We start from the raw sequence: 16,939 nt of genomic DNA, 5'->3' as shown, positions 1-16,939 counted from the left end.
TTACGTTTGACTATGATGGAAACTGTAATAGGTTTGATAGTTTCCTAACGAGGTCATCATGGATGTAAGAGAAGAGATACTTTCCGCCGCAACGGAGCTGTTTCATGAGAAAGGGCTTCATTTTACGATGGACGATGTGGCTGTTCAGCTTCATCGGGCGAAGAAGACCATTTACCGCTTTTATCCTTCGAAGGAGGATCTGCTGAGCGGGTTATTGACGTACGGCTTTGAGCAGATTCAGCATACGAAGGAAGAAATCCTGAAGAGTGATCTTCCGCTGGAAGAAAAGCTGGCCAAGGTACTGGTCGCATTTCCGGATGTGTATCAGAAACTGGACTTTTCAAAGCTCAATGAACTTGGTGAAAAATATCCAAAGATTGCACAGGATTTGCGGCGCCATCTGGAAGACGGCTGGGAGCCGATCATTGCGCTGATGGAAGAAGGCGTTGCCCAGGGAAAAATCCGCCCCGTCAACCTGAAGGTGTTCCGGCTGATTGCGACGGCGGATCTTGAATACTTTGTTTCCAGCAATGAACTGGAACGGGCAGGGGTGAAATATCACGAAGCCCTGGACAGTATGGTTGATATTTTTATGAAAGGATTGATGGTACACGATGCAGAAAGTAATGCTCAATAATGACTGGCGTTTTGGAACCTGGGATGATTCGTGCCGCACGGTGTATGATGCGACACTTTCACCGGTCCGTCTTCCGCATACGGTGAAAGAGGTTCCTCTTCACAATGCGGATCCTTCGATGTATGCAGGTGAATTCGTTTACCAGCGGCGATTAAATGTTCATAAAGAAGAAGGGATGAGCTTCATCCTGCATGTGGACGGTGCCGCGCATCAGGCACAGGTTTATCTCAACGGGGCGCTGCTTGGCTCGCATCATTGCGGCTATACGGCCTTTGCGATTGATCTTACGAAGGCGCTTAAAGATGGGGACAATCTGTTGACGATCCGTCTGGATACGCGGGAGGATCCCTCGATTCCGCCGTTTGGCTTTGTGATTGATTATCTCTGCTATGGGGGATTGTACCGGGATGTGTGGCTCGAGATCTGCCCCCTCAGTCATGTTCAGGATGCGTTTATCCTGGCGGATATGTATCGGCATCTGCGGGTCGAGTTAACCTATGCAGGCACAGGGACACAACCGCTTTCCTTAGCGGTCATGGATCCGCAGACCAATCAATGCCTTGCGCTTCATAAAGATGATACCGGTGCAGCGATACAGGAGTTCAATGTCCCGGACGCACAGCTTTGGAGCCCGGATCATCCAAAACTGTACACACTGAAAGTGATGTATGGCGAAGATGTGCGCACCTATATCTTTGGCTTCCGCTCGATTCGTCTGGGGGCCTGCAGTGACAATGTGAACGATGACTGGATTTACATCAATGAGGAGCGCGTTTTCCTGCGCGGCCTGAACCGTCACCAGTCCTATCCATATGTGGGCTATGCGATGCCATCTTCGATGCAGGAAGAGGATGCGCGGATTTTGAAAGAGGAGCTTCATGTCAATACGGTACGCACCTCGCACTATCCCCAGTCCCAATACTTTATCGATGCCTGTGACCGGCTCGGTCTGCTTGTGTTTACGGAAATCCCCGGCTGGCAGCACATCGGCAATCAGTCCTGGAAACAGACAGCGATGACCAATACCGAAGAAATGGTGAAGCAGTACCGCAACCATCCGTCGATCATTCTCTGGGGCGTGCGCATCAATGAGTCGCAGGATGATGATGATTTCTATGCCGTAACCAACCGGATCGCGCATTCCCTCGATCCTTCGCGTCCGACCAGCGGCGTCCGCTATCTGCAGAACAGCCATTTGCTGGAGGATGTGTATGCCTTCAATGATTTCTCCTACAACGGGACCGGCAAAGGTGCGCTTTCCAAGAAGGAAGTGACGAAGGAAGAAGCACCATTGCTCATATCCGAATGCAACGGCCACATGTTCCCGACGAAGAGCTGGGACGACGCGCTCCATCGTCAGGAACATGCACTAAGGCATGCCCGCGTACTTGACGCGGCCATGAAGGATCATACACATATCGGATGTATCGCCTGGTGCATGTTTGATTATGCGACGCACAAGGATTTCGGATCCGGTGACCGGATCTGTTACCATGGCGTCCTTGACAGTTTCCGCAACCCGAAACTGGCGGCGGCTGTCTATGCTTCGCAGCAGGAAGAGGAACCGGTGCTTGAGATCAGCTCGTCGATGAATATCGGTGATTATCCGGCGGGATATATCGGTGACTTTTATGCCTTCACCAATGCGGATGAAGTGAAGCTGTACCGCAACGATGACTTTGTGAAGTCGTTCTATCCGGATCCTTCGGCGGGGCTGAAACATCCGCCGATCCGGATCGATGATACGATCGGCCATCTTCTGGAAGAAAAGGAAGGCATGGATCCTTCGGTGGCAAAGGACGTGGTCGCCTGTCTCCTGGCTTTTCAGAAATACGGCATGGACCGGCTTCCGCTTTCCATCAAGGCAAAGGCAGCGAAGCTGATGGCGGTCAACCATATGACCATGAAGGAAGCGGCACGGCTCTACGGCATCTATGCCGGCGGCTGGGGAAGCGATGCGATCATCTGGCGCTTTGATGCGATCCGAAATGGCAAGGTCGTCAAGCAGGTGAAGAAGGGGCCCGGTCATCAGCTGCACCTGGAAGTCACCTGCTCGAGCAGCCATCTTATTGAAGGGGATACATACGATGTCAGTGCGCTTCGCATTCAGATCAAAGATGAATACGGGACAGTCGCATCCTATTGTCAGCTTCCGGTCACGGTAACTGTCGTGAATCCGAATGTTCTGGAAGTGATTGGACCTTCTACCTTTACGGCCGAAGGCGGCATGTGCGGCAGCTATCTTAAAACAACAGGCGTCAGCGGCAGTACGGCAGTCATTGTGAGGGCTTCGGGACTGGAGCCGGTCACGGTGAATATGGAAGTTACGAAGGAGAACTGATCATGAAGGACGAAACAAAGCTGAAGGCGGCGTTTGGAATCGGTGCCATAGGCAAGGACATGGTCTATGCACTGTCATCGGGCTATGTGCTGTATTACTACCAGGACATTCTCGGCATGTCGGCGACGTTTGTCGGTGCGGTGCTGATGGCGGCGCGTATCTTTGATGCGCTGAACGACCCGCTGATGGGGATTCTGGTTCAGAAGACCCACAGTAAATGGGGCCGCTTTGCGCCATGGATCTTTTCGGGGACGGTGCTGAACGCAGTTGTGCTCTATGCGCTGTTCAAGGCGCCGGATCTTTCGGCGGCCGGTCTGCTGGTATATTTTCCGATCGTCTATGTGCTTTGGGGCGTGACCTATACGATGATGGACATTCCGTTCTGGAGCCTGATTCCGACCCTGACCGTTTCGGGCAAGGATCGGGAAGAGATGAGCGTCGTTGGACGTACGTGTGCCGGTGTGGGCAATGCGATCGTGACCGTGGGTACGCCTTTGATCGTCAAGATGCTCGGCAGTGGCACGGAGCGGACGGGCTTTGGGCGCTATGCGCTGATCGTTGCGGTGCTGTTTGTGATCTTTGAATGGATTCTGGTCCGCCGTCTGCCCAAGGGTGAAGCGGCGCAGGAAAAGAAGTCCGAAGCCGTTACGGTACGTTCCATGTTCCATTCGCTGTTCCATAATGATCAGGCGATGGTGACGGCACTGACGATCATCCTTGTGAATTCGGCTCTCTACATTACGAGCAACCTGATCCTTTATTTCTTCAAGTATGATCTTGGCGGCTCGGACTGGCAGAATGCCTATACCGTATTCTCGACGGTTGGCGGCGCGAGTCAGATTCTCGGCATGATGATTCTGTACCCGCTTCTGCGAAAGAAGTGGTCCAATACGCAGATCTTCCGGCTGTGTCTTTTGGCGGCGATTGCGGGCTATGGCATTCTTCTTGGGACGACCTTTGTTGTGGCTGAGCTTAAGGTTGGTGAACTTCTGGTTCCGGCCTTCCTGGTGTTTGCGGCAAACGGAATTCTTACGATTCTGACGACGGTCTTCCTGTCCAATACCGTTGACTATGGCGAATACAGAAGCGGCAGACGCGAGGAGTCGGTCATCTTCTCGATGCAGACATTCGTCGTCAAGGCGGCGAGCGGCTTTGCCGTATTCATCTGCGGCATCGGTCTCGATGCGATTGGCATCGAGAAGGTGCAGTCAACGGATGCGATCATCGGTCTGCGTCTGTTGATGACGATTGGGCCGATCATTCTTCTCTTCGTCGCGCTGTTGTTCTTCGTGAAAAAATTCCGTCTTACCGATGACTATGCGGCTCAAATCAGTGAAGAGATTAAGGAGGGCAGGCATGAAACTGAAGTGGATTCTGCGTCAGAATAACCGCATCCTTTCTTCAGGGGAAACCCAAGAGCAGGAAATTCATTTGAAGGCTGTAAGCGAAGAGGGAGCGGCAGCTGTTCTCTATGCGGAGATTGATCTTTCGTTTCAGCCGGAATACGTATTTCTAAACGGCTATCAGAGCTGGAGCTGGTGTCCCCTATCCCGTCCCGGTACGAAGCAGTACGGGATCGCTCAGATTCCGAAGTTTCTTGAGAGAAAGTATGCCTTTTCTTCCTATGGGGATTATTCCTTTGTGGAGCGCGATGCGAAGAGTGGACAGTTCGCTGGCGAATCGTTCGGTTATGTTCAGAAAGCGGATGGAAGTGTTCTTTTTGTTGGATCGCTGAATGAAGAAAACGGCTACACTGTCATTCGCTATGACAATGAAACAAACCGCATCCTGATTTCCAAGGACTATGCGCCACAGAGTGAAGCGGGAGAACATCCGTTCCTGGATCTTCTGCTTGCGGAAGGAAACAAGGCAAATGTCTATGATCTCTGGCATCAGAAGCTGAACCTTCCGCCGCTTCAGGCGCCGGTGATCTTCGGCTACAGTTCCTGGTACAACCGGTATCAGAACATCAGTGAAGAGACGATGCGCCAGGATCTCAGTGGCTGTGAGAAGGTATTTGAAAAAGGTGATCTGTTTCAGGTCGATGATGGCTGGGAGAGGGCCGTTGGTGACTGGCAGCCAAAGCCGGATACCTTTTCTTCCGGGATGCGCAGGCTGATGGATGACATCCACTCGGCCGGCTTTACGGCGGGTCTCTGGCTGGCTCCGTTCTCTGTCCAGAAAGACAGTGATCTGTACAGCCTTCATCCCGACTGGGTGCTGAAGAATGAAGACGGCAGTCCCTGGCTTGCCGGTGGCAACTGGGGCGGCTTCTATGGTCTCAATATCGATCTGCCGGAAGTAAGAGACTTCATCAGGGAAACCTTCCGCGTCGTATTTGAAGACTGGGATGTGGATCTGGTGAAGCTGGATTTCCTGTACTCGGCGGCACCGTTCAGCTATGGTACAGAATCGCGTGCCGGCAGAATGTATCGGGCCATGAACCTGCTGAAGGAGTGCTGCGGGGATCATGCGATTCTCGGCTGCGGCGTCCCGCTGATGCCGGCATTCGGCGTTACGTCGTACTGCCGCATTGGCTGCGATGTGAGCCTGGACTGGGACGATCCGCTGTACATGCATGCGATGCATCGGGAGCGCAATTCCACCTGGCATTCGGTGATGAACACGATCTCGCGCTTTGAACTGAATGATCGCTTCTTCCGCAATGATCCCGATGTGTTCTATCTGCGCAGCGACAACCTCAGGATCGCGGCAGACAGAAAGAGGGATCTGGCAAGGGCCGATGCGCTGCTGGGGAGTGTGCATCTGATTTCCGATGATCCCGGCTCCTACAGCGAAGAGGCAAAGGCACAATTAAAAGAACTGCGTCATCTTGCCGCGGCAGAAGTCCAGGATGTGCAGGTGCTGAAGAAGGGAATCCTGATTCATTATTCCCTGGATGGAAAGGATCAGGCGGAGCTGCTGTTCCACCACGACTCAATGCTGGGCTAGGATCTTTCGCATAATTGTGCGGTCATAAAGAAGATCCTTTAAGGCATTGACGGAATCAATTGTTTCATTGCGGGTACGGAAGTAGTTCCGTACCTTTTTTGTGTATAAGGCATAGGCAGAAGCGGGCTGGATCGTACGGTGCTCGGCGAGTTCGACGAAATGAAGGAAGATCGCTGTCCGTACCGGTTCAATGATGCTGTCTTCGATCCAGAACCAGGATTCAACCGTTGGATTGTACTGCTCCAGCAGGTGCATCATGATTTCAAGGCCATCGTCACTGCTGCGCCAGATATCGGTATAGACAAAGTCAAAGGAGGACAGATACGTTTCGTTCCAGTAGTCAAAGGCATTGCCCCGTACAATCGAAACAGGAACGGCAACGGAATCCTTCATCTGCGGAAAAATATCTTTCTCAAAAAGAGCGATGACATCCGGATCGCGTTCAATGACGGTGATGGAATGTACCTTCGGATTTTTCGCTGCCATGAAAAGAAAATATCCGATGCCAAGCCCGAACGTCAGTACGTTTCCGTGGGCGGCCATTGCGGGTGGATTGTTGGTTGCGGCTTCTCCCGGAGCATCGAGCATCCAGTCTTCACCGTTTTGAAGCAGGTACACCGCCTTTGTGTCATGGCTCAGTGCACGCAGTTTCATCCAGTCTGCCAGCTCCCGGTTATGATCCGGCTGAATGGCCTCAAGATTGAACAGCCGTCCGCCAAGAATCGTTTCTTCTTCATAGGTAATCGAATGACTCGAAATATGATCCAGATGAACACTCTGATGGTAGGGACTGTTTTCCCATTCATTCGCGTCGATCAAAAGATGCGGCCAGCGTTCGATCGGGCCGTTGAATTCCTGCTGACCTGCGGCCTGCAGCTTTTTTTTGACTGCGGTTTCATTTTTCTCTGTGACTCTGCGATCAAGAAAGGAATTCTGGCTGTCTTTGTAGAGATTGTTCCAGCAGCGGCTGAGGAAGGCGGAAATCTCCGGCGTATTGATAATCTTCATGGTTGGATTATAGCGCCCTCTGCTAGAATCTACGCATGGAAAATAGAAAACGGATATTGCTTGTAAACGATGATGGCCTGGATGCCCGGGGAATCCAGATTCTTGCCAGGCATCTGGGGAAAACCTTTGACGTCTATGCCTGCGCTCCGGATCGGCAGCGTTCCGCCAGCTCGCATCGGGTGACCTATTTCCTGAAGGATCTGCATGCCTTTCCCGCTGAGCTCGCCGGCACCAGGGCGGCGTACCGTGTTGACGGCACGCCGGCGGACTGTACCTATGTCGGAATCAACGGACTGTTTGCAGATGTGAAATTTGACTGCGTCGTGTCCGGCATCAATGCGGGCTGGAATACGGCTTCGGACATTGCCTACAGCGGGACGGTGGCGGCGGCGATGGAAGGGCTGTTTCTCGGTGTGCCGGCGATGGCGGTGTCGCTGGATGACTATGATATGGAACACGGGGACTACGGTGCGGCGGCACAGTGTGCTGAAAAGCTTTTGGATACATATCTTCAGGATCCGGACTGTTCTTCCTATCTGCTAAATGTCAATGTTCCCAAGGGAAAAGTTGAAGGGATCGAAGGAACAGTTGTCGGCGGCATCTTCGATTATGGAAGAAAGCTCAAGACAAAAGAAGAGGGTGGAATTGTCACGATCCTGCGGCCGCTGGGGCCGGTTCCGGATATGAAAGATGCCGCTATTGACAGTGATGTTGCAGCCATTGGGCGCCACTATGTATCGGTGACGCCGCTGAACCGGTTCGGGGATACGGCGGGGCTTGCGTTGAAGTTGTGGCGCGATATCTTCAAGAACTATCAGTGATCGGATCCGGATTTGATTCCGGATTTTTTTCGTATTAGGATAATGCACGTGAGTAAAGTTGATGAAAAGTTTATGAAAAATCACTCTGTTGAGATCCGGGTGCGGGATCTGGTTCTTGGGGTTCTGATTGCGCTGTGTCTGGTGCTGGCCTTTGTGCCGCGGCCCGGCCGTCTGCAGTTTTTTATCCCGGAGAGTTCGCAGAGCTATGGCAATACGGACCGTGTCCTTTCGGTGACGGCGGACATGGATGGCACCGAGCGTACAGGCAAAGAGGGCAAAACGGCTACCAATGATGCATGCGTCGAGGTATCGCTTGGCTCGAAGCAGGCGGACAGCGTCACGGTGACGTCGGAAAAGGAATCGATTGGTGCCTATTACTACTGGGGTGTGCAGTGGATCAAGTACTTTGATACGGACAGCCTTTCTTCCTATGCGGAGAAGTCGTTTTCACATCCGGAGAATGAATACTTTACCGATATGACGCTGCCGCAGCTGGTGGCGAAGTATGCGGACAAGATGCTCATCTTCTCCGTTAAGGGCAATGGCAAGACGGGCTTTACGGAAGAGATGGATGCGGCGCTGAAGTCGGTCGGCATCACGACGACGCCGCTGGACGGCAAGGTGAATGATTCCTATGTGGCCTATGCCTATGACGGCAAGACCTATTCCTATGTCGGCCGTGAGAGTGATACGCACTATGAGTCAATCAACGGGCACCGTTTCTACATGACCAGTGCCGGCATCTATGATGGCAACCGTTCGTCGATTCTGATTGACGGTAAGAATGTCAGCGGCAACCGCAACGGTCTCAATGTCATGGTTTATGACCCTGAGGAGGGGACGCTGATTGATTCGGTCACCTACAACACCAACAGCACCGATGTGACGATGACGCGCAATGATGAGGCGTTCTATACGGTGTATTCGACCGTCATCAATGCGTCGTTTCTGGAGCAGCTGCAGGTGCGCTATGACCAGGTGGCGGCCGTGTTCCGGATGGTGTATCTTGCCGGTGCGGAGGCTCTGATACTGCTGTGGCTGGATCTCAGAAACATGGACAGGGTGCTTTCTTCCGGAAAGCCGATGAAGACGTGGACGCTGGTTCTGAAGCAGATCCCGGTGCTTCTCTTTATGGTTCTGCCTGGGCTGATGTGGGTTGGCTATCAGTATCTGATCGCTGAATTTTCGGATGTGAGCATTGATCAGCTGGCATTCCATATGAATACCAATCTGAACGGTACAAACTGGGGCGATTTCAAGGATCTCTTCATTGAGCTGGGCATGGTCGGCGGCATTCTGCTGGGCATTGGCATTGTGCTGCTGCTGATCTTCATTCATCTCAAGAAAAATCCGGAAAAGGGGAAGTGGACGGTACGGATCCGGTGGATCTACGGTCTGCGCTGGGCAACGGTCATTGCCGGCATTGTGGTCGGGGCCATTGTGATTGACAGCTTCTGGTGGCGCTACAGCGTCTACGACTATCTGACGAATCAGAACATCAATGCGGAAGTATTTGATGAGTATTATGTAGATCCCTCGACGGCAAACATCACGTTCCCCGAGGAGAAGAAGAACCTGATCTATATCTTCATGGAGTCGATGGAGATTTCGGCGGCGGATGAAAGTGTCGGTGGCGGAAAGACGTTCAATGCGATTCCGGAGTTGACGGATCTGGCGCTGGCCAATAACTGCTTCAACGGCTCTTCCAGTACGACGCTCAATGGCGGTATCCCGCTGACCAACGGTACCTGGACGATTGCCGGCATCGTGTCACAGACCAGCGGTCTGCCGCTGAAGCTGAGCAATTCCTTCTCCAACAAGCGCGGAAACATTTCGGAATTCATGCCGGGCGCAACGACGCTGGGCGATATCCTGAAGGAGCAGGGCTACAACCAGGAATTCCTGCTTGGATCGGATGCGGAGTTCGGCAACCGTGCCGAGTACTTTAAGCAGCACGGCAACTTTACGATCCATGACTACTACTATGCAAAGAATCAGGGTCTGATCCCATGGAACTACTTTGTCTGGTGGGGCTATGAGGATGCGAAGCTCTTTGAATTTGCCAAGGATGATGCGACGCAGCTGGCTTCGCAGGACGAGCCGTTCAATCTGACGATTCTGACGGTGGATACGCATTTTACCAACGGGTGGCTGTGTGAGGACTGCCCGGATACGTATGCGGACCAGTACAGCAATGTGCTTGCATGTTCGAGCAAGAAGGTTTCGGAATTTGTGCAGTGGGTACAGGAGCAGCCCTGGGGCAAGGATACGGTGATTGTGCTGAGCGGGGATCATCTGTGCATGGATGATAACTATTATTCCGATATGCCGGAAGGCTACCAGCGCAAGACCTATGTCAATATCATCAACGGTGCCAAGGAGAAACCGGCGGAGAAACGTACGTTTGCGACGATTGATCTCTTCCCGACGACGCTGTCTGCGCTTGGTGCGGACATTGAAGGGAACCGGCTCGGCCTTGGGACGGATCTGTATTCCGATACGGAAACGCTGCTGGAACTGAAGGGCAAGGACTACATGGACAATCAGTTCTCAATGCATTCGGACTTCTATAACGAGAATATTCTGTATGGAAATCCGTGATTGCGGTGCACGCAGAATCAGTGAAATTTCTCCTTGCAAATGGGAGGTGGGTTTGCTAGGATAATTAAGCACTGATTTTGATGTGCAGATGCGCCGATAGCTCAACTGGATAGAGCATTTGACTACGAATCAAAAGGTTGCGGGTTCGACTCCTGTTCGGCGCACCATATTTCTATCGGGATGTGGCACAGCTTGGTAGTGCACTTGATTTGGGATCAAGGGGTCGCAGGTTCGAATCCTGTCATCCCGACCAGTGATTGAACATGGCGAGGTAGCTCAGTTGGCTAGAGCTGTCGGTTCATACCCGGAAGATCGTGAGTTCGAGTCTCACCCTCGCTACCATCTTTATTGGCAACCAGATCAGATCGATTGGACCCTTAGCTCAATCGGTTAGAGCTGTCGGCCCATAACCGACCGGTCGAAGGTTCGAGTCCTTCAGGGTCCACCAGTGGAGGAATACCCAAGTGGTTGAAGGGACCGGTCTTGAAAACCGGCAGGTCATGCAAGTGGCGCCTGGGTTCGAATCCCAGTTCCTCCGCCATATCTTGATTCAAATGTTTCTTTCTTATCGCGAGGTAGAGCAGCCTGGTAGCTCGTCGGGCCCATAACCCGGAGGTCGTTGGTTCAAATCCTTCCCTCGCAACCATGGCCCTGTAGCTCAGTTGGTAGAGCACGGCACTGAAAATGCCGGTGTCGGCAGTTCAATCCTGCCTGGGGCCACCATTAAGAAATCTCTGATCTCTGTATGAATGTACAGAAATCAGAGGTTTTTTATATACTCAGATAGTCAAGGGAAGGCAGGAGGTTCTATGGCGAAGCAGCTTACACCGATCAGTGAAGGGCAGCGTGTTGTTCTGGATCGGATACGGAAGATACGGGAAGTGATGGAGCGGGAAGGTGTATCGGAAGATGGTCAGGATGCGGTTCTTGGCTGTCTCGTTGATATCTTTCTGCAGCATGATTTTGATATTCATATGAATATACTTTTTGCCGAGAAGATTGAAGAGCTTGTTGGGGATCAGTTTGAAGAAACCTATTACGCAATCAGGGATGAGGCACAGGCGGCGACGGATGATGATGCGGCAGACATCCAGGACTACGCGGATGCGGCGAAAGGCATCAATAAGCCTGCTGGGGATATGTCCTGAGCAGAAGGGAAAGGATGTTAGGGGTATAATTTTTACATGAAGAAAACAGTGTTGATTGCGGATACAGAACTTGATCTTGAGATGCACGTGGATCATCTTCCGAAGGGAAATGAAGATATGCCGGCCATTCAGTCGTCTTCGACGCGGATCTCGGGTGCTGGCTGGTGGGTTGCCAATGTGTTCCATGTGCTGGATTTTCCGGTGGAATGGCTGAGCTGCGTTGGATCGGGTGAATATGGAGATGCGGTGTATAACGCTCTGAAAGCGGCTGGAACTGCCCTTCCTTCGCGCAGCAGCGATACGGCAGGCTGTACGTGGACATTCATTGATGGCAAAGGAAATGTGTCGGGAATGAGCGCGGCAGGGGCGGAATATGAGGTTCCCATAGCGCGTCTGAAAAATCTGAAGGCGGATGATGTTCGCTGCAGTATCGTTGCCGGTACGATGCTCGATGGAAGTACGCGGGACGATGTGCTGAGCAGTCTTTCGAAACTCAAAAATCTGATCTTTATTCCGCTTGGTCGGGGATCGGTGCAGGAAAAGGGGACGCTGGGTCTGATCTTTGATGCGTGTCCGATTATTGTTCTTAGAGAAGAAGAGCTGTCGTTGATGACCGGGGAAGAAGAGGATCTTAAGGCCGGGGCACAGAAGTTAGCCGATCGTACGAAGAATGCGGTGCTTGTCACAATGAACAGCGGCGAAGTTTATCTGTTTGATGGCTATGAGGGCAGTATCATTCCGATCGATATCAATCCGGCAGATGATGGCTCCGGAGCCTTTGAGACGTTCTGCGGTGCTTTTGCGGCGGGAAGGGCTGCGGGGCTGAGCGTGCCCGGCAGCGTCTATTTTGGCCGTGACTTTCTGACACATGCGTTCCATGGGGCCTTTACGGAAGCGGACAAGAAGGCTGTCAAGGATGCGCTCGTGGAGCGGATCATGAGTGATCATAAGAAGCCGAAAGCGAATCTTTCATGATTGAAGAGTTTACCGTTCTCTATCTCAGAAGAAAAATGGCATGGAACCGGAAGAAGGGAAAGGAAGACAATCTTCTGTTCCTGGATTTTGATGGTGTCATCAATACGTTTGATGATGCGCTGAAGACGGATTATCAGATGCCAAGCCGCAGGTGTATGAAGAACCTCAATCAGCTGTGCCACGATCGGCATCTGAAGATTGTCATTTCAAGTTCGTGGCGGTATGAAGGGCTTAAGAGCTGCGAGAACTATCTGCGGGAAGGCGGTCTGGACAGCGATATTGAAGTCGTTGGAACGACACCGAAAAATGGAGCCAGGGGAAGACCTTCAGAAATACTTCAGTATGTCACGAAGGAGAAAGATCTGACCGGTTTCCTGATCGTTGATGATCTTCCGATGGAATTCCTCTCTCCATTTGCCTATCGTACCGATTTTGAAAGGGGACTGGACCAGGAAGCCTTGAAGGTGCTTGAAAAGATCCGGTGGTAAGAAATGACATCGCTGTGACACCACACATGTAAAACGGTGTCATAAAAAAATTTCTGAACAGCACTGCTTTTGCAGCTATTTTCTGCTGAGAGTGTTAAATAGAAATTCGCATTTTTTCTCACAGTTTGAAAAAATTGATTTATTGACTGAGAACTATGCTATATTCTCAGTAGAAGAGGAACGCCAGGGAAACATGAAGGCATTGTGCCAGTATCCTGTTGGATATGGTAGTCATGCTGGGACTCTTCTTTTATTTTCCTTGATAGCACGGATTGCATCCAATGATTTGAGAATTATTCGGTTCCATATCACTACTAAAATATTTGATTCCATAATTCTTTAAATCACCTTTGTACTTGTACATTTTGTCTGACAACATTTTGATGAAGCAAGGATATGTAAATCCGAATCTGTCCTTTTCATATGCTTCAAATAAGCTGGTTGCACATATGTCCGGAAGTGAAAGCATAGTACGTTGACCGGCGGAAATCGCACATACACTGTTGAAGACACCACTTGCAATGTTGATTGATGGACTGTCAGTATCAATAAGTGACTGTTGAATATATCTAATTAGTTCATTGTCTCGACTGGTTCCCCTAGAGGAAAGGACAATATCAGCTTTTTTTGCGTTGTCTCTCAGATACCATGAACATCTTTCAAGTAACAATCTGCAGGCATAATTATATGTTAGAGAAGAATCTGTCATTGTGAGCTTCCGTGTATCAATAACTACATTTACGAAAGTAAAGTTTTCAAGGCTTGTTTTCTTTACAACAAATGCTCTTTTGTTAAATTCACGGATTTCACGGAGATGAATTTTCTTGATATTCAATTGATTTTGAATAGACCGAAAAGTTTTCAGACAATTATTCTCATCCTCTTTAGAAATGATTGCACCAGAAATAATGAACCATTGTGTCCCTTTATTGATTCCTAAATCGCCAGATTCATCGATATATACAGTTGAAATATCTTTATTCGATGTCATATTGTCCCTTTCTATTCGCTTTCCTAACAAATATGTGTATCGAAGATGAAAAATAGGATTGAGAAATAGTGAAAAGGACAGGTACCAATTTTGGCTCCTCACATAACACCATAAGCACGCATCAGCGATTAGGTGAACACTGATTTTAAAAGACTCTCCTGTCAATAAATGTTACGGGATAACTTATTTAACTTGCAATGTAGTGCGAACCAGTTCTTCTCAATATTTTTCAGTAAAGCAAGGTGTTTAGAAGGTACTCCTGAAGTTTGATGTTTCAAAAATCGTCATTATGACAACCGATGTATTGGGCACATGATTGTTTCAATAACATAATATTCTTCGATAGCAAGTCTCATCTGGTAACCTTGAACTGTTTCATGATATTAGGAATATGATATAAATGCAACGTGTTTGAAAGCGCTTACAAAAAATTCACACAGTGGTTAAAAATATAGAATGATGTTCTTAATGTAGTAGTGAAAATTTGGTTGATTCCGTAGAAAAGATTGCGAACAGGTTCATTTCTCGTGACTAAAAAAGCCATTCCTCACAACGGGGATGTGACTAAAATCATAGCATTTTTTTGAATTCTTAGAGATTGAGATCGTTCATGAGTTCTTCAATACTGGAGAAAGGACCATGAAGATCCAAGTCGTTTTCTGCGGATTCGATGGCTGCTAATGTTACCTTGTTAGGCCTTTCCTCTGCTGCCTGCTGGTGAAGTTCGGAATCAATGTTCTGAGTCGGGCTTACTTTCGTATTACTCATGTTTCTTCTCCTTCCAATCCTTTTGCAATATTGGCTGAAATTTATGTTCTTCAAGCTGGACTAATGCTAAGGATAGCCCGTTCTCCTGTTGAAGGGCGGACTATCGTTTTACTCCGAATAACTATTGGCAAAGATATTGTGCCCAAAATGTGGCCATGAAAAGAAAAAGTGGCTTATTTAAGCCACCTTCTGATCTATGGTGCGGATGACAGAATTCGAATCTGCACGAGTCTCCCCACTGACCCCTGAAATCAGCGCGTCTACCAGTTCCGCCACATCCGCGTGTGCATGTAATAAGATACCAATGTTTGCAGGCCTTGTCCAGCAAAAAATTACATTCCCGCAAAAAAAATATCCACGCAAAAAGCACCCGGGATCAGATCCCGGATGCTCCATAGTTGGATAAGTAACGTGCCGAAGGATCACTGACCTGGCATCCTTGCCAGCTCTGGTTCGGCAGCCAGTAGTCCTTGATCATCCTGTCCATGCCGGGGTAATAGGATTCGAAAATATCCCGGTACATCAGGCTTTCCTTGGTATAAGGTCTGTGCCACGTGTACTTCGCACAGCCCGCTTTGAAGTCCTGATCGCTGTACTTCTCTTCGGCTAACGCCTTCAGATCGTCGGCCAGAGAGTGGCCGACGGCATCCGAGAAGGCCGCTTTATCCCGGAACAGGATCGAATGCGGCAGGAGGTTGTCCTTCTCGAATGCGTGGCGTAACAGATATTTGCCCATATGGTAGGTGTTCATCTTCATCGAAGGATCGATGGACATTACATAATGGACAAAGGAAAGGTCACCGAACGGTACGCGGCTCTCCATGGAGTTTGCGGAGATGCAGCGGTCAGCACGCAGAACATCGTACATATACAGCTCACGGATCCGCTTCTCGGCTTCGATCTGGAAGCTCTGGGCATCCGGGGCAAAGTCCGTATACTTGTATCCGAAGAGCTCATCCGAGATTTCTCCGGTATAGAGTACATGGACATCGGTATCTTTATGAATTGCTTTGCACAGCAGGTACATGCCCATGGAGGCGCGGATTGTTGTGATATCCCAGGTTCCCAGTGCCTTGATGACTTCCGGGAGCGCATCGATGACTTCCTGACGTGTCATCTTGACTTCGGTATGGTCGGAGCCGATGAATTCCGCAACCTGGCGCGCATACTTCAGATCGATGGCGTCCGTATCCATGCCGATGGCAAAGGTACGGATCGGCGTCCTGGAGTGGCGCTGCGCAATGGCGCAGACCAGCGAACTGTCAAGGCCGCCGCTGAGCAGATAGCCGACCGGCGCATCAGCGTCCATCCGCTTCAAAACACCTTCGACGAGGCGGTCGTGGATTCCTTTGCATACCGTCTCGAGATCGTCATGGATCATGGCATCCGGCAGCTCAATATGCGTATAGGCAGTGAAGACGCCGTCCTTGTAATAAGTTCCGGGAGGGAAGGGCATAATGTCTTCGGCAATCGGCATCAGAGATGCCGCCGTCGATCCGAAGCAGATCCTGTGGTTCTTTGTATAGCCGTAGAAGAGGGGACGGATCCCGATCGGGTCGCGGGAAGCGATCCAGCTGCCTTCCTTCGCGTCATAGATCACCATCGCATATTCCGCATCGAGTTTCGCAAACATCCCGGTACCGAACTTTTCATAGAGCGGCAGAATGATTTCGCAGTCACTGTCCGAACGGAAGGTGTAATGGTCCTCTTCCTCGAGTCTCTTCTTGACGGGACGGAAGCCATACAGCTCGCCGTTGCATACGGCGGCAGAGCCGCCTCTTACAAACGGCTGCATTCCTTCTTCGTTGAGTCCCATAATGGCCAGGCGGCGGAAGCCCATCGTTCCGTGGCCGATGGAGAGAATTCTTCCATCATCGGGTCCGCGGTCTGCCAGACTTGCAAGTCCGGCCTCAAATGCCTTCGGATCCGTTAATTCATCTGTTGTTACAAGTATTCCGCACATAGCAGCTCCTCTTAGAAAATAAAAGCAGTCCACGTCCCCTGATCGGGACGAAGGACTGCGCTTCGTGGTGCCACCCGTGTTTACCGTATGTTTCCGGTCTCATTGATCTACCAGCATAGATCCACAGTGCTAACGGTCTGTGTCCGCCGGCGTCTACTTCGCAGTGATCTGCGTTTGGGACCGGAGCTCCAAGGTGTTGTTCCGCCATTCAGTGACCCTCGGCACTTTCACCTGTACGCCGCTCTC

At 50.6% G+C, this 16,939-nt stretch carries 13 protein-coding genes and 8 tRNA genes; 16 read left to right on the top strand and 5 right to left on the bottom strand.

Features of this window, described 5'->3' with window-relative positions; translation table 11 throughout:
* Positions 1-58: 58 nt before the first annotated feature.
* The 4 genes from C1714_RS11195 to C1714_RS11180 are packed head-to-tail and all read left to right on the top strand — an operon-like array spanning position 59 to position 5,930.
* A complete protein-coding gene (locus tag C1714_RS11195) occupies positions 59-637 on the top strand; it encodes a TetR/AcrR family transcriptional regulator (protein ID WP_102343335.1) in 579 nt (192 codons plus the stop codon).
* Entirely contained in the window at positions 615-2,978 is a 2,364-nt protein-coding gene (locus C1714_RS11190; RefSeq protein WP_102343334.1) for a glycoside hydrolase family 2 protein, read from the top strand. The genes C1714_RS11195 and C1714_RS11190 overlap by 23 nt, the downstream gene beginning before the upstream one ends.
* Before the next feature lie 2 nt (positions 2,979-2,980).
* Complete coding sequence (locus C1714_RS11185) at positions 2,981-4,366, top strand: glycoside-pentoside-hexuronide (GPH):cation symporter (RefSeq protein WP_102343333.1); 1,386 nt, start codon at positions 2,981-2,983, stop codon at positions 4,364-4,366.
* The gene (locus tag C1714_RS11180; RefSeq protein ID WP_167850039.1) at positions 4,335-5,930 is read left to right on the top strand and encodes a glycoside hydrolase family 36 protein; all 1,596 of its coding nucleotides are present in this window, start codon (positions 4,335-4,337) and stop codon (positions 5,928-5,930) included. The genes C1714_RS11185 and C1714_RS11180 overlap by 32 nt, the downstream gene beginning before the upstream one ends.
* On the opposite strand, the gene C1714_RS11175 is transcribed toward C1714_RS11180, so the two are convergent.
* Positions 5,916-6,938 (bottom strand): hypothetical protein, encoded by a 1,023-nt coding sequence (locus tag C1714_RS11175; RefSeq protein ID WP_102343331.1) that lies wholly within the window; start codon positions 6,936-6,938, stop codon positions 5,916-5,918. The two genes, C1714_RS11180 and C1714_RS11175, sit on opposite strands and share 15 nt — an antisense overlap.
* Positions 6,939-6,973: 35 nt before the next feature.
* Here C1714_RS11175 and surE point away from each other — a divergent pair, with 35 nt between their 5' ends.
* From surE to C1714_RS11115, 12 genes are all read left to right on the top strand, one after another.
* Positions 6,974-7,759 carry a 5'/3'-nucleotidase SurE gene (surE, locus tag C1714_RS11170; RefSeq protein ID WP_102343330.1) on the top strand — a complete coding sequence of 262 codons (786 nt, stop codon included), beginning with the start codon at positions 6,974-6,976 and terminating at the stop codon, positions 7,757-7,759.
* Between the two features lie 48 nt (positions 7,760-7,807).
* Positions 7,808-10,360 (top strand): LTA synthase family protein, encoded by a 2,553-nt coding sequence (locus C1714_RS11165; protein WP_167850038.1) that lies wholly within the window; start codon positions 7,808-7,810, stop codon positions 10,358-10,360.
* 90 nt (positions 10,361-10,450) lie between these two features.
* Positions 10,451-10,527 (top strand) — tRNA-Arg (locus C1714_RS11160).
* A gap of 9 nt (positions 10,528-10,536) precedes the next feature.
* Positions 10,537-10,613: transfer RNA gene (locus C1714_RS11155), tRNA-Pro, on the top strand.
* Between the two features lie 12 nt (positions 10,614-10,625).
* Positions 10,626-10,702 (top strand) — tRNA-Met (locus C1714_RS11150).
* A gap of 29 nt (positions 10,703-10,731) precedes the next feature.
* Positions 10,732-10,808 (top strand) — tRNA-Ile (locus tag C1714_RS11145).
* A gap of 2 nt (positions 10,809-10,810) precedes the next feature.
* Positions 10,811-10,901, top strand: a tRNA-Ser gene (locus C1714_RS11140).
* A gap of 28 nt (positions 10,902-10,929) precedes the next feature.
* Positions 10,930-11,006 (top strand) — tRNA-Met (locus C1714_RS11135).
* A gap of 1 nt (position 11,007) precedes the next feature.
* Positions 11,008-11,083: transfer RNA gene (locus C1714_RS11130), tRNA-Phe, on the top strand.
* Positions 11,084-11,169: 86 nt separating this feature from the next.
* Positions 11,170-11,508 carry a hypothetical protein gene (locus tag C1714_RS11125; RefSeq protein ID WP_102343328.1) on the top strand — a complete coding sequence of 113 codons (339 nt, stop codon included), beginning with the start codon at positions 11,170-11,172 and terminating at the stop codon, positions 11,506-11,508.
* Between the two features lie 36 nt (positions 11,509-11,544).
* Entirely contained in the window at positions 11,545-12,483 is a 939-nt protein-coding gene (locus tag C1714_RS11120; RefSeq protein WP_102343327.1) for a carbohydrate kinase family protein, read from the top strand.
* Positions 12,480-12,971, top strand: coding sequence for an HAD domain-containing protein (locus tag C1714_RS11115; protein WP_102343326.1), 492 nt, complete (start codon positions 12,480-12,482; stop codon positions 12,969-12,971). The genes C1714_RS11120 and C1714_RS11115 overlap by 4 nt, the downstream gene beginning before the upstream one ends.
* A 250-nt stretch (positions 12,972-13,221) precedes the next feature.
* On the opposite strand, the gene C1714_RS11110 is transcribed toward C1714_RS11115, so the two are convergent.
* The 4 genes from C1714_RS11110 to asnB all read right to left on the bottom strand — a co-directional run bounded on the left by C1714_RS11110 (position 13,222) and on the right by asnB (position 16,693).
* A complete protein-coding gene (locus C1714_RS11110) occupies positions 13,222-13,962 on the bottom strand; it encodes a DUF3800 domain-containing protein (protein WP_102343325.1) in 741 nt (246 codons plus the stop codon).
* Between the two features lie 591 nt (positions 13,963-14,553).
* Entirely contained in the window at positions 14,554-14,730 is a 177-nt protein-coding gene (locus C1714_RS14105; protein WP_167850037.1) for a hypothetical protein, read from the bottom strand.
* Between the two features lie 197 nt (positions 14,731-14,927).
* Positions 14,928-15,012, bottom strand: a tRNA-Leu gene (locus C1714_RS11105).
* A 94-nt stretch (positions 15,013-15,106) separates the two neighbouring features.
* Positions 15,107-16,693 carry an asparagine synthase B gene (gene asnB, locus C1714_RS11100; RefSeq protein WP_102343324.1) on the bottom strand — a complete coding sequence of 529 codons (1,587 nt, stop codon included), beginning with the start codon at positions 16,691-16,693 and terminating at the stop codon, positions 15,107-15,109.
* Between the last annotated feature and the right edge of the window lie 246 nt (positions 16,694-16,939).

Origin of the sequence: Galactobacillus timonensis, assembly GCF_900240265.1 — a bacterium.
GTDB classification, from domain to species: Bacteria; Bacillota_I; Bacilli_A; order Erysipelotrichales; family Erysipelotrichaceae; genus Bulleidia; species Bulleidia timonensis.
Note: the sequence above shows the minus strand (reverse complement) of the source record. Positions and strands in the feature narration are given on the sequence as shown.

Bases quoted from the DNA above. Each gene is read 5' to 3' on its own strand.
- C1714_RS11190 (WP_102343334.1), top strand. From the start codon at position 615: ATGCAGAAAGTAATGCTCAATAATGACTGGCGTTTTGGAACCTGGGAT.
- C1714_RS11180 (WP_167850039.1), top strand. From the start codon at position 4,335: ATGAAACTGAAGTGGATTCTGCGTCAGAATAACCGCATCCTTTCTTCA.
- asnB (WP_102343324.1), bottom strand. From the start codon at position 16,693: ATGTGCGGAATACTTGTAACAACAGATGAATTAACGGATCCGAAGGCA.
- surE (WP_102343330.1), top strand. From the start codon at position 6,974: ATGGAAAATAGAAAACGGATATTGCTTGTAAACGATGATGGCCTGGAT.
- C1714_RS11195 (WP_102343335.1), top strand. From the start codon at position 59: ATGGATGTAAGAGAAGAGATACTTTCCGCCGCAACGGAGCTGTTTCAT.
- C1714_RS11185 (WP_102343333.1), top strand. From the start codon at position 2,981: ATGAAGGACGAAACAAAGCTGAAGGCGGCGTTTGGAATCGGTGCCATA.
- C1714_RS11110 (WP_102343325.1), bottom strand. From the start codon at position 13,962: ATGACATCGAATAAAGATATTTCAACTGTATATATCGATGAATCTGGC.
- C1714_RS11120 (WP_102343327.1), top strand. From the start codon at position 11,545: ATGAAGAAAACAGTGTTGATTGCGGATACAGAACTTGATCTTGAGATG.
- C1714_RS11115 (WP_102343326.1), top strand. From the start codon at position 12,480: ATGATTGAAGAGTTTACCGTTCTCTATCTCAGAAGAAAAATGGCATGG.
- C1714_RS14105 (WP_167850037.1), bottom strand. From the start codon at position 14,730: ATGAGTAATACGAAAGTAAGCCCGACTCAGAACATTGATTCCGAACTT.
- C1714_RS11175 (WP_102343331.1), bottom strand. From the start codon at position 6,938: ATGAAGATTATCAATACGCCGGAGATTTCCGCCTTCCTCAGCCGCTGC.
- C1714_RS11125 (WP_102343328.1), top strand. From the start codon at position 11,170: ATGGCGAAGCAGCTTACACCGATCAGTGAAGGGCAGCGTGTTGTTCTG.